This window comes from Rouxiella sp. T17, assembly GCF_036663475.1.
Taxonomy (GTDB): Bacteria; Pseudomonadota; Gammaproteobacteria; order Enterobacterales; family Enterobacteriaceae; genus Rouxiella.
In genome coordinates, this window is record NZ_JAWUEA010000035.1 from 223,620 (window position 1) to 236,095 (window position 12,476).

Sequence of the window (12,476 nt, forward strand, 5' to 3'; positions counted from 1 at the left end):
ACTTAGTTATCTAAGTTTCTGGGGATTCATTCAGTTGTCGCCTTGTTGCAGCTCGAAATCTGCAGATTTATAAATCGCCTCTTCCGAACCGCAACTGTGTTGACTGCCTTCAATCACCCCAGTCACTTATAAAAAAAACGGCGGTTAATGACTTAACCGCCGTTTTTTATTGAGCATTTCAGGTGAGCCTGATTACTCGGAGGCTTTAACCACCATTTTGCTGCTGGCAAATTCGATTTGCTGATCGGCAACAATTTTGCAACGCTTGCGGGTTTCAACCTGCCCGTTAACCTTAACCAGACCTTCGGCAATCACCGCTTTCGCTGCTGCACCGCTCTCACACCAGCCCATAAATTTGAGCAGGTCGCAGAGTTCTACGTGCGGGTGAGATTCGAGATAAAAAGTTTCCATGCCATCCTGTCTTAGTGAGAAGTCACATCGTGATATTCCTCGCATGCCTGCAAGGTATTTTGAATAAGTGTAGCAACAGTCATCGGGCCTACGCCACCTGGAACCGGCGTGATGAACGACGCGCGCTCGGATGCAGTATCAAACTCTACATCGCCGACTACTTTACCACTTTCCAGACGGTTAATACCGACATCAATCACGATAGCGCCCGGTTTGATCCATTCGCCAGGAATAAAGCCCGGTTTTCCTACAGCAACGACCACTAAATCAGCGTTTTCGACGTGGTGGCGCAGGTTTTTGGTGAAACGGTGTGTAACGGTAGTCGTGCAACCGGCCAGCAGCAGCTCCATGCTCATTGGACGGCCAACGATATTTGACGCACCAATGACCACTGCGTTTAAACCAAAGGTATCAATATCATAACGCTCCAGCAGCGTAATGATGCCGCGTGGCGTACAAGGGCGCAGCTTCGGTGCGCGTTGGCACAGGCGACCGACGTTATAAGGATGGAAACCGTCTACGTCTTTGTCAGGATGGATATTTTCCAGAACTTTAACGTTGTCGATGCCGGCAGGCAGAGGAAGTTGCACCAGAATGCCATCGATTGCGTCGTCGTTATTTAACTGATCGATAACCGCCAGCAGCTCGGCTTCAGTGGTTGTAGCAGGCAAATCGTATGAACGGGAAAGGAAACCGACCTCATCACAGGCTTTGCGTTTGCTGGCGACATAAATTTGTGATGCGGGATTCTCACCGACCAGCACAACGGCCAGTCCGGGCGCACGTTTACCCTGCGCAAGGCGTTGCTTAACTTTTTCAGCGACTTCGCTTCTGACCTGCTGCGCAATCGTTTTACCGTCAATAATCTTTGCTACCATCTGGGGAAAAATCCATCAATTAATAAGTAGGAGGGGAATTCGCCTATTTTGTCAGAAGCTGCGCCTGCTGTCAGGTTCAGAATCGTAATAAGCTGAACAGATAATCATCAGATAGCCGCTATTTTCATGAATAAACTCTAGAAAAGTCCAAAGTAATAGTCAGTTAACGCATTTTAGGAACCAGAAAGGCGATGCGATGAAATTTACTCGCTGGATTTAATTCTCGGCGTGGGCAAGCTTTAAAAATGGGTTTTCTTATTGAAATTTATCTAATTAGCCAACTGTTTCGAGGTGATTAGCGAGAAAAACAGCCAAAACTGCTCAGGCATTGAGCAGTAAGCGCGAAAGCCATTGACTCAAGGTCGATGGCCCGTATAATCCGAGTCCGCTGTACTGCCAATTAGCAGTTCAATGCGCCCTTAGCTCAGTTGGATAGAGCAACGGCCTTCTAAGCCGTAGGTCACAGGTTCGAGCCCTGTAGGGCGTACCATTAAGATTCAATGAGTTACGCTATACGCAACCCCGCCTGATTTCTCCCTTGTGTCGTATTTGTGCCTTAATCGCTTAAGAGTGAATCAACTCTCGAAAAATTCCTAAAATCTCCTTCATTTCCGTAAATTAAAACTATTCTCCGCAATAACAATCGCCATCTTAATTTTTCTTATTTATCTAATTACCCTCATGTTATTTTTTCTTTCGAAGTAATCTTATATTTAAAATGTTAAGAATATTCTTGGGATATATTTCCTTCGACCTATTCTGATATATCACCTAAGGCTATCTTTGTTTGGCAGGTTTTGTATTCTTACAATCATTGCCGGTAGAGTAAATGAGATATTCAGGGTGGTATTAATGAAGGGATATGATTTTAGTCTTAGAACTTATGCTGTTTATATATTCATAACATCTATGATGGCTTACTGCTTTGTATATGGCTTTGAGATAACGCATTTTACGTTGTCCACTGATGAGGAATTTGCCGACAATCTTGAGCAAACTCTATCTCTAGGCCGATGGGGCCATGCATTGCTCCATTACTTTATATTACCTGAACCCTGGTTGCCTTTTTTTACCATCATGCTGGGTATTACCTTTCTGGCGTTATCCAGTGTTTATATCTGCCGCTATTTGAATTTGGATCTCACGTTATCTCTCATCTACAGCTTATTGCTAGTCGGTTTGCCACAGGCCGCATTTCAACTTCAATTTAGTAATCAGGCCGATACCTTTGGTATTGCCATGTTTCTGTCCTGTTTTTCAATGCAGTTTTTGAAAAGAAAAACGCTTAAGTGCAGCGCGTTATTTATACTGATAAATGTATTAGCCATCTCTATCTATCAGGCATCGATTATGACGCCCATCACGCTATATTTGTTGAAAGAGATGTTTGACTATTTTCGCTGCGATAAGTCTCATAAAAGCAGTTTACTTTACGCGTTGAAAATGCTTTTTCGCCTGCTTGCCTGCCTAATAATATGCTGTGTGATTTATAAGCTAGTACTGGTTGCCATGCTAAAGATTTTTAACGTGACGGCGTCGAGTTATCTTGGAGAATTCATTGGTTGGCAGCAGGGCGTTATACACGGCCTGAAGTTTGGTGTTGGCAGCATAGCGAAATATACCTCCTTTAAATTTGCCCCTTATGGGATGAAACTGTTTTCCTTAGTCATCCCTGCGCTCCTCGTTATCTTTATCATCGCCTTGAAAAAGAAGAAGATCGAGATTTTTATCTTTGCGGTATTAGCAATTTTTTCAGTGTTTACTATTAATATCTTACTCGGAGCAAATCTTCCACCACGATCGTTAATACAAGCGCCGCTCGTTTTTGCGGGGCTTATCACCTTCGTGATCTACGGCCTAAAAAGAAAAGAGCAAGGGCTGTATTTTTCGATAGTGATGGTATTTATCGCCTGCATGTTTTCAAGTCGGCTGTTTTATAGCGATTATATGGCGCGGGAAGCTGATGCCTATGTCGCGACAAAAATAGTCACGCAAATAGGTCAACAGTTTGTTCCTGTTGATGATAAACCTATCGCGGTATTTTTTATTGGTAAGATGACGCCGAACAACGCTTGGCGCGTAGAAGATTCAGATACCTTTGGGCTTTCATTCTTTGAATGGAACAGGTTTCGTATTCAGGAATATTTAAGAACGATCAATTTGGCTGAATATGCCCAACCGCCTGAAGACAAGATTAATGCGCTGGTTGCTTACTCAAAAACTATGCCCGTTTGGCCCGCAAAGAATTCAATTGGAATTACCGAGGGTATAGTTATCGTCAAACTGGGTAATCAAAATACCGAGCTTGAAAAAAATTAGCTGTCCTCCGCCAACACTAGCCAATGAGTTTGTTCTGTTGTTTAAGATGACGCATGATTATTCGTCCTTCCGGCATAAAGGCGGTACCGAAACGTACTGAACCAAATGTTTCCAATTCAGCATCGATGGCATATTCCAGCACGCCCGTCGGAGTGGGTGGGATTAGGATAACCTTTAGGGCTTTCAGGCGAGGTTCATACTTGAGCAACGTCGACGATAATGTCGCGAGAAGTAAATGTGCCGTTCCGGGCATCCCTTGCAAAATCTTACTCATGTCCGGTAAACCATAATCGGGCAAATGGCTGAGCGCGCCTGCCCGAGAATTCAATATGCGCTGCATATTGTCGAGCACCGAAAGTATTATTTGCTCCTCTTCGCTGACTTGGTGTAAATCCAGCCCACCCGTGAAATTGCCTAGCAGCGTTTCATAGAGTGACAACGCCATGAATTAGGCTCCTTTTGTTGGCAGTAAAATAATTTGCTGGTTTGATACTTCTATTTGCCGCGCTTTTACGGCATCCAATGCATCACGCTTTAGAACCCGCCGCCAAGTATTGGCGTTGTGATTAGGCGATTGAAACATGCCGGCAATAGCGATATAGCGAGCATCAGGCTCAAGAGGAATATTGAGCAACGTATTTTCTCCAGGCCTGAGTCGAATATCTTTTTGTGCAAGTAGGTCATCTTTTAATACTTGAGTATCACGGGTGAAAAGTGACGCATAAGAAGTGCTGTCAAAATTTTGGCGATCCCTTAATTGATAAATACGAATTACGACCGTATGTGGCCGTCCTTGCTCGTCATTATTTAGGGAGGGGCGAGCTAAAAAATCGAGATTAAGGGTCTTTATCTCTTTGTACATTATAGAATTAACGAGGGCGGTACTGCCATTAGAGATACTCTGTGTCAACCCGCAGCCACTTAATAAAGTGGCCATTCCCCAAAGCGAAATGAATAATAAATACCTAGTAAAAATAGCCGCCATGTTCAGCTTCCTTGTGTTGCGAGTTTATTTTCAAACACTGATAACGACCTAAACCGATCGTAATAAATGTCTCTTCCCGATGTTTTATTTCTCTTTTTAATCGCTTTAACACTGACGTTCTTCCAAGCTGCGCCGTATATGTCAGCGGCTGACAGCAAAGTTGCGCGTTGATAAGTTGTGATCGAGGTATTTTTAGCCGCAAACGGACATGCAGTCGGCTGCCGAGATATACGCGCATTAAAGCCAGCAAATCCTGATGTAACTGACCCTGCGGAAACCAGGATCGTATTTCCGTCGGGTCTTGGGTACTCAGCGTCAATAGCACTTGGCTATTTACGTCAGTGGCATAATTTCCCGATACCGGATGATTATTTAAAAGCACGGGCTGACGGCATGAAAGGCGTAAAGGATATTCAAGCAGAACGCGTAATGGATCATGGCGAGAGAGCGTGGCAAGAGTGTTAGGTGCCAACAATTTTACCAGCGCGCCAATTCCTTCTGCGGTGCGAGTAGGTATACGCAGCACGCCGAGCAGGGCGAGAAAGCGCGAGATTGGCGTGCCAATTTGGGCTTCGCTTCCCGGCATACCCAAACCAACGAGACCTAATAAATAGCGTGAGGTTGAATCACCGCCACCGGCTGCGAAACTTGCCGGATAAGCATGTTTTTTCCAAATCCGATAAAACTGCGTCGTAAGCCGATGATTAAAAATATCCAAAAAGTCGGTAACAGCCTGATAGCCTTCTCGTTTTTGAACGATGTCATCAATATATGCACTCGGCAAAGGTGACGTTACGCCATAAAGTCCGAGGAAGGTCGTCCTGATAATGGTTGGTTGGCAGTCAGATCCTTCAGCTATTTCAATAGACTTTATTTCTCCATTTGGAAAACCCATACTTGGATGAGGGCGGAATCGCACGCTATCTTTTTTGGGATCAAGGCTCGTCCCTAATGCGGGTAAGTCAGGGCGACGTTGCTCGAGCAGCTGGCAAAAGCGATAAAAATTGGCGTAGGGAACATGAGGTATCAGCTTTTTTATCAGTTGCTTATGCGATGAAGAGGATTCTCTTTCCATTGTAAACGTTGTCCGCTGGGCTGAATGATCAGGGTAAGTTGGTTAAATAAATGAATGTCGGTATATAAGGCGAAAAAGCGGTTCAGCATTTCGCCAAACAGGTGAATATCTCCAGCGCCGTTGAAACCGCTGGCATCCAGCGTAATTTGAATATCGATGCCGCGCAGTAGAAAGCCCTTTTCAAATCGTTGGCTCTGAAACTGTTTAACCTCCAGCAGGGCATCGAGTTTGCGATGAGTCATCTCATCATCGAGCCAGTTATAAAGCGCAAGCGTGCCGCGCAGAACCTCGACGCAGGCCATCATATTGAGAAAACTTGACCCTAAATGACTGAGTACGCGCCAGTGGAAACGGTCCTCGGCGGGAGGGTAGGCGGGTAAGGTGGGTTTACATAAATTGGTTATTTTTGCCTCAACGGCAAGGCTCTTTTCTCCTACTTCGATCAGGGCCTCTTGCAGCGCTTTTCGCGGCAGTTGACCGTTGGTGGCGGTAAGTTGTAATGACAGCGTTTCACGTTCCGTCAGGCGATCGTCTTCCCATGCGCGGCCACCGAGTATTAGCCAGGTATCGTGCAGACCCGAAACGCCCCGCCTGACGCGAGTGTGGAAATATCGTTCGGGGGCGCTGTCTCGTTGCATACCTCCGCGATGGCGAAAACTGGTAAAAGGCACATAGTCGGCCTCATCGAAACGCCGCGACCCACGCACGCTGTCGACCGAATAGATTTCGGTATGCCCATCCTGTAGTCGCGTTGGCCGCAAAAGATGTTCGCCGTCCAACCCGCCGATCGTGAGAGGATCGGCTTCGATCCTGAACAGGTTGATGACCGGCACGCAGTGCAGTTTAATGTTGCGACTAGAGAGCGGAAGCTGGGCATCCCAAGGCTCCCGCAGTGCAATCGCGAGGTCAAAATTGATTACGCCGTCAGGAATAACGAGGCTCTGCAGGCCGATAAGGTCTACAAAATTAAACTTCTCGGCAAAGGTAAAATATTCGAGTAATAGCTGGTAGCCACTAAACGCCGCATCGCCTTTGGGCCAGAGTCGGTCTTCATCGGCAAATCCGGCGGGCGTGAAATAACCTTCCAACGAGAGAGGAGCATACGTTTTGCCGTGTCGCGTGGTGAAGCTTAACGTCATCGATTGACATTTTTTGGTGAGCGCCAGATGCAAAGCTGAACATAATCCGCTGTCGCCATTGAGATAAAAACGCAGTTTCTTGAGGTTGACGGTGGACCAATCGGTTAACTCGCTGCAGGAAAAGCTAAGTTTTAAAACGGAGTGACCTGTCGTTTCACTGCTTATGTGCACGTTGGAAAGCGTAAACGGGTGCAGTGTTAATGCCTGCGTGGTGCGATAACGGCACAACGTTTTTTTAGGGCCGACAGGGTGAGAGGTGATTTCATATTCGCAGGGAACCTGCTCGCTTCTTTTCATACCGGCAATTTTCGGCGCGATTTCAACTATCGAAAGCGAAGGGATCGTGCGCAGATACTGGGGCCAAATCAGGCTAACCAAACCCTCTGTTAACTCGGGCAAATCGTCATCAAGTTTCTGTCGCAACCTACCCATCGAAAAAGCAAAACCTTCCAGCAACCTTTCAACGTAGGGATCGGGCGGACGGGTGCGATGGATACTCAATGCTGCCGCACGGTCAGGATGCGCCTCGGCAAATTCCTCTGCCGCCTCTCTCAAATAGCGCATCTCGGCATCAAAATAGCGCAGGGTAAGATCGTCCATTAATCATTCGTCCTTTATATAATGACCATCTATTTGATAACCATTTGTTTGATAACCATTGATTTGGTAGCTAGAAAATTATTCGCAAAAGGCGGCGGCGCGTGCGGGATCCAAGGTCACTAGTTCGGCCTGAAGCGTGTCGATTCTCTGGCTTAGCGTAGCCTTGTCGGCACCATTACGCTGAGCCTTAAGTCTGAGCAGTCTTAGTTCGCGAACCTGCGTTTCAAAACAGAGGTTTGGCTCCCACTGCGGCAAATTAAAATTCTGCGCCTCGGCGTTTAGCGCGTGCAGCAGGTACAGCGCCAGCGCCTCGTTGCCATGTACTTCTGCGACGCGGGACATCAACAGGCGAAGCAACCATCGCTGCCGAAAAGTGGTGATCGTGGGTTGGCATTGCAGCCAAAGTAGGGCGATATCGAGACCTTCGGCATCGGCTTTTGCCAGCGCCTCGTCATGTAAAAGCAGCAGGTCACTGTCTGGCAGACTATTGCCCGAGCCAATTGCTGGCTGCCATTGAACAAGCTTTTTCGCGGTCAGCGAGTGGATCCAGTCTAGAGTCTGCTCAGAGGCAAACGCCATGCCGCCTGCGTAAGCGAGTTTTTCCAGATTCTGTAATCGCTCGAGCAGTAGGCAGAGATCTTGCTGTACGACGTTAACCCATCCCGCATAAGGCGGGCCGCAATGTTGCAGCGCCTGACAGACGTGAAATTGTATATCGAGCCAAAAATGATTCGCGCCCTGTGAAAAAATCTCTTCGGCTTTTTCGAGAATTTCACGCCAGCTTTGTTTGATAGCCAGACGTGATAACAGCTCTAAATATTCGGTGCGCGGCGGGCTGAGACGAGTATGACCCTCCGCGTTTGCGGGCGGCAGATTATGCACGGTGTCCCATCGCAGGCTTTTTATGCATCGATGCGCGGCCAGCCAGCCGTGAGGTTGCTCCAGCAGATATCCAGCCATTGCTCTGGCCTGCTCAAGCAACTCTCTGCCTGAATGAGGTTTTTTCAAACCTGACGTCGAATGCAAAGAGGAGGGCGCGGAGAGATCAGAATACGCGTTTTCACCCTCTGAATTTTGGGGCCGAACTCCCCTGCTTGCCGTTGGAATTCGACTATCAATTGCCTGATAAAGTGCCGATAAATCAGGCCGTTCTTCTTGATTCCAGCTATCTGTCACCTGCTTAATAAGCGCGAGCGCCATAACCACACGTTCGAAATTTACTGGGTTAACGTCAGGATAAAGCGACAAACTGTCGAGCATTCTTCTTCCGGCCAACCACTCGATGGCACTTTTTTTACTGATGGCGCGTTGCGGTAGCAGGGCGTGATCATAACGTTCTAGGAGGCCGGCCATCAGCATTAATCCCTCGGCCAAACCTTTTTCTCCGTCACGATGTAAACGCCCCCAAACATAATAGGCAGCAACTCTCAAATCTTTGCTGCGAAGTGTTAACAGCCGTTCGGCAAGTTCGCCTATCAAGTCAGTATTTGCGCCTGAAAGTTTATTAACTTCATCACGCATGGACTGAAAATCATGGTCATAACCCGGATCATCTCCAACCGGATGACTGGAAGAGAGCGGCAGCAGCCAATCTTGCCACAACGCGGTCTGCTGCTGGGCGAGCGCAATAACGGAAGTTTCACGGCCTGCAAAACAGTGCGCGAGCAGGGATTGTAGATTGCTCATTCTTTCTCTCCTTTATTATCTGAAAATGAAGGAGATTGGAGCTGAAAAATGGTATCTGGCATCACTAAACTTTTGAGGGAAAGTAGAGCAAGCGGGCCACGACCAAACTCGGTGCGCAGCGTGTAGTTGAGCAGCAGGCCATCGGGCGCCCGCCATGTCAGGGCAAATTGGGTGGATGAACCCATCGAATCTTTAATTTCGGCTTTTTCAAGCAGGCGAATAAGGCCCCAGACGTCCGAATAATCAGCATAAATCCGTGTTCCGGCTTCCGTACTCAGCCAACTTAGCATCGCGCCAGGCGCTTGCGTATCTCTGGGCCAGCTAAAGCGTTGCCACACAGGTATTTGATTAAAATAAGAAAGATTTTGACTGTCGAGTACCAGATCCGTTTGCATGACCTTTTTCGCTGTTCCCGGACGCAATTCAAAATGCAGACCTGCATCACCGTTGACGAAAACTTCATCGGCAAGCAGGCTTAATTGATTGATCGTCTTAAGAAATGCAGGATCAAAAATAAGATTTTGTGCAAAAACAGGATCAGGAATCCACTGATTTCCTTGCTTGCGCAGAATTCCGCCGAGATTGTCCTCGAAAAAGCGCTGAATTCTTCCCCCATTGGCGCGTAAATACTGTGAAAGTAAGGGCAAAGACGCAGAAGCGGCGACGTTGCTAAAGGGATAGCGGCCAATAAAAGCGCTGTTCCAAGGTTCGACGATGCTGTTTTTCCACTGTGCATTAAGGTGAGCAGCCGTCGGCGTTAAAAGCTGTTTCCAGGCTTGTTCGACGGGTTCTACAAATAGCGTTTGGGCAAAATTACCCCATTGCTGGCCGAGACTGGCAGCGACCAGACCGCCGTAGTCACGAAGCTCGTTATATTGAGTAGATTTTCCCTGAAGTTCGGCCAGTGCCAATGCGTGACTCATGGCCTGCGGATCGGCCGCTGACGTAATCTGCTGTAATCTCAGCCGTAAACGGTTAATACGCGTATCAAAGGCCGATAAGCTCAACGATTGTTCATCAGCTTTCGTGGCATTCCCGTCGAGCAATACTTTTATGGGAGCAAAAACTTCATTGAAGGGATTTGTATCAGATTCGCTCTCTAAAGGCGGAATTTTAGAGGAGAGCTTATTAAGTTTTAGAAATTTCATCGCCGATTCTGCCAGTGGCGTTGAAAAATCTTTAACCGACTGCGCCGTCTGTGCTTGATAAGCCATCGTATTCAGTAACGCCAACACGGGCGAACGCTGCTTATCCGTCATGAGTTGTAACTGGTCGGCAGCCTCTGCAAGACTGTGAGCCGTTTCCCAGCGAATACTGTTAGCGAAATCAAGCCAGCGACGGGAAAAATCGTTGAAATAACGGTGTGTTAAGCGAGCCTTGAGCGCCTTAGCAGAAAGCTCGGGCATCAGCGCCTGTTTGTCATCGGTTAAAACCCAGTCAAATTCTTTGCCCCACGTAGAGGCAATTTTTTCGATTGCAGCGGTAACCTGTTCTTGCCAAGCCTGACGGGTAAAGATGCCCGGCACCACTTCAGAGGTAAAAAACAGCTGGCCAGCATCCGTATCGCCCGTCATCTGTGCCAACGTTAAATCACCATAAATCTTGTTTAACGGCTGCATTAGCTGCTGGTAGAGGGCCGTTTCTGTCCGTTCTTGTTGATATTGACGTAACAAAGCTCGGCGCACTTCTGCCACGAGTTTATGGTCTGGAGTGATACGCCACTGCGGATGAGTCGGCAAATTTTCAACATAAAAATCAATGAGCGAAGGTGCCAAGGCGCGCCAAAGCTTAAGGTCAGCATCCTGAGGCGGCGCAAGATTTTCGAGCAGCGCCTGTTTTAAAAACGTCGTCGATACCTGTTCAGGACGTGCCATCATCAAATAAGTTTTCAGCTGTTGATAGGCCGCAAACTTTTGAGTGGTGAAAGCAGCATGTCTTTGCGGTGTTTTAACCCATGATGACAAGGCTTGATGAAGCTTGGCTGGAATATTATTCAACAATAACAGCTGGTTATTTTTATGATAGTAAGGCCAAAGAGCCTTTAGCAACGCGTTATTTTGGTTTAACCCAAAGCGATAATAAAAGGCAACGCCCGAACCGTTACGCTCTTGCAGGCTAAGCAATGTTTGCTGCAAGGCGTGCTGTGCTGCGAGCCTTTCTGAATACGTGCCCTTAAGCGGCGTAGGTTTCGTCAGTGGCAAGGCGGTTTTCTGAATCAGATTTCGATTGGCAATAAATGAAACGGGTAACGCAATGCCAAAGATAATCAGCCCGCCAGTGAGGCTAACGGTGGCGAGCTTTTTCCACTGAAAGCCAAGCCAACGAGGCGCTGACGTGGCGGATAAACGTTTTAGTGCAACATTTAGCACCTGCCAGTTTGGATTGCTTTGCCAAAAATCAGGCGAAATGTTGTCGTTGTTTATTTCTGAAATTGCGACGGAAGGGCTGAACACAATCCCGGCAACGGATATTTTCAGGCGATCGTTCAGCAAAATTTCGCGCCCTTTGTTTAATGTTTCTATTCCTCCTTCGCGCAGCCTGCAGGCTAATGACAGCAAAAAATCGTGACAGGGATTTGCCACTATTTGCTGGGTTCCGGCTCTGACTAAAAGTGGCAACAAGGTTTGGAATGAGGAATCAAACATTTTGTTATCAGCCATGCAGCCTATCGATTGCAGCGTTCGGGAATTTTGGTCTTCCGCTAACTCCGTAACCTCCCAAAGAATTAAAGGCAGCTGCCAGCCTAATCTCTTGAAACGTAAATGAAGAGCTTGGCGAGCCGTTGCCGTAAAAGCACTGTTTTCAGGCGAAGTGAATCTATTGCTTATCCATACCACGCCATCCAAAGGCCGACGACGAAGACGACGCAGCAATGGCAATGATTGCAACGAAGCAGGGTCCGCTTGCTCGGCAGCGTCGCCCCACAGCAGGAGCGTTTTATTGGCCTCTAACCAGCGCCTGGTACACAACGCGGGTACTACAGATTCAAGATCGCTTGGTTCACCAATCACCAACAAGATTTTGATTTTATAACGCCAGAAAATCCCGTATTGCGTTCTTAGATGAGCCCGAATATCGGCTATCGCAAAGGTAGATGCACCAGCCGATGACAAACGTTTCTCTTCTGGAGGAAAAATACCGTCTTGTTGAGGGCTTTGAAAACGATGTCGTCGGGCGATAAAGGAAGGCAATAGCCTCAATAAAATGCCGACAAGAGCAACCAGTAGGCCAGCGAACAGTTTTTTATTAGCCGAATCTAGACCGATTTGCTCTCCAAAGCGCAATAGAATCCATCCGAGCGCGCCGAGCGTAGTAAACAGCAGCACCATTACGCCACTGACGCGCAAAAAATTAATTTTGCGTTTCATGTGCGCCTCCCGAGC

General features: G+C 47.4%; 9 protein-coding genes and 1 tRNA gene. 2 read left to right on the plus strand and 8 right to left on the minus strand.

What is annotated here, in order from left to right; translation table 11 throughout:
- Positions 1–192: 192 nt before the first annotated feature.
- Both ybcJ and folD read right to left on the minus strand, forming a co-directional pair.
- Positions 193–411 (minus strand): ribosome-associated protein YbcJ, encoded by a 219-nt coding sequence (gene ybcJ, locus SC206_RS14475; RefSeq protein WP_045046121.1) that lies wholly within the window; start codon positions 409–411, stop codon positions 193–195.
- 11 nt (positions 412–422) lie between these two features.
- Positions 423–1,289: a bifunctional methylenetetrahydrofolate dehydrogenase/methenyltetrahydrofolate cyclohydrolase FolD gene (gene folD, locus SC206_RS14480; protein WP_332738127.1), complete on the minus strand. Its 867-nt coding sequence runs from the start codon at positions 1,287–1,289 to the stop codon at positions 423–425.
- A gap of 413 nt (positions 1,290–1,702) precedes the next feature.
- Between folD and SC206_RS14485 the strand changes: the two genes are divergently transcribed.
- Both SC206_RS14485 and SC206_RS14490 read left to right on the plus strand, forming a co-directional pair.
- A tRNA-Arg gene (locus tag SC206_RS14485) sits at positions 1,703–1,779 on the plus strand.
- Positions 1,780–2,141: 362 nt separating this feature from the next.
- On the plus strand, positions 2,142–3,608 hold the full coding sequence (locus SC206_RS14490; protein WP_332738128.1) for a glucosyltransferase domain-containing protein: 1,467 nt from the start codon (positions 2,142–2,144) through the stop codon (positions 3,606–3,608).
- Between the two features lie 16 nt (positions 3,609–3,624).
- Here SC206_RS14490 and tssE read toward each other — a convergent pair whose 3' ends face one another.
- From tssE to SC206_RS14520, 6 genes are all read right to left on the minus strand, one after another.
- Positions 3,625–4,053: a type VI secretion system baseplate subunit TssE gene (tssE, locus tag SC206_RS14495; protein ID WP_332738129.1), complete on the minus strand. Its 429-nt coding sequence runs from the start codon at positions 4,051–4,053 to the stop codon at positions 3,625–3,627.
- Between the two features lie 3 nt (positions 4,054–4,056).
- Positions 4,057–4,593: a type VI secretion system lipoprotein TssJ gene (gene tssJ, locus SC206_RS14500; RefSeq protein WP_332738130.1), complete on the minus strand. Its 537-nt coding sequence runs from the start codon at positions 4,591–4,593 to the stop codon at positions 4,057–4,059.
- On the minus strand, positions 4,574–5,668 hold the full coding sequence (tssG, locus tag SC206_RS14505; RefSeq protein ID WP_332738131.1) for a type VI secretion system baseplate subunit TssG: 1,095 nt from the start codon (positions 5,666–5,668) through the stop codon (positions 4,574–4,576). The genes tssJ and tssG overlap by 20 nt, the downstream gene beginning before the upstream one ends.
- Positions 5,632–7,407 (minus strand): type VI secretion system baseplate subunit TssF, encoded by a 1,776-nt coding sequence (tssF, locus tag SC206_RS14510; protein ID WP_332738132.1) that lies wholly within the window; start codon positions 7,405–7,407, stop codon positions 5,632–5,634. The genes tssG and tssF overlap by 37 nt, the downstream gene beginning before the upstream one ends.
- A gap of 78 nt (positions 7,408–7,485) precedes the next feature.
- A complete protein-coding gene (tssA, locus tag SC206_RS14515; RefSeq protein WP_332738133.1) occupies positions 7,486–9,093 on the minus strand; it encodes a type VI secretion system protein TssA in 1,608 nt (535 codons plus the stop codon).
- On the minus strand, positions 9,090–12,461 hold the full coding sequence (locus SC206_RS14520; RefSeq protein WP_332738134.1) for an ImcF-related family protein: 3,372 nt from the start codon (positions 12,459–12,461) through the stop codon (positions 9,090–9,092). The genes tssA and SC206_RS14520 overlap by 4 nt, the downstream gene beginning before the upstream one ends.
- Positions 12,462–12,476: the final 15 nt, after the last annotated feature.

Coding starts and splice junctions, on each gene's coding strand:
- ybcJ (WP_045046121.1), bottom strand. CDS start 411: ATGGAAACTTTTTATCTCGAATCTCACCCGCACGTAGAACTCTGCGAC.
- SC206_RS14520 (WP_332738134.1), bottom strand. CDS start 12,461: ATGAAACGCAAAATTAATTTTTTGCGCGTCAGTGGCGTAATGGTGCTG.
- tssJ (WP_332738130.1), bottom strand. CDS start 4,593: ATGGCGGCTATTTTTACTAGGTATTTATTATTCATTTCGCTTTGGGGA.
- tssA (WP_332738133.1), bottom strand. CDS start 9,093: ATGAGCAATCTACAATCCCTGCTCGCGCACTGTTTTGCAGGCCGTGAA.
- tssF (WP_332738132.1), bottom strand. CDS start 7,407: ATGGACGATCTTACCCTGCGCTATTTTGATGCCGAGATGCGCTATTTG.
- SC206_RS14490 (WP_332738128.1), top strand. CDS start 2,142: ATGAAGGGATATGATTTTAGTCTTAGAACTTATGCTGTTTATATATTC.
- tssE (WP_332738129.1), bottom strand. CDS start 4,053: ATGGCGTTGTCACTCTATGAAACGCTGCTAGGCAATTTCACGGGTGGG.
- tssG (WP_332738131.1), bottom strand. CDS start 5,668: ATGGAAAGAGAATCCTCTTCATCGCATAAGCAACTGATAAAAAAGCTG.
- folD (WP_332738127.1), bottom strand. CDS start 1,289: ATGGTAGCAAAGATTATTGACGGTAAAACGATTGCGCAGCAGGTCAGA.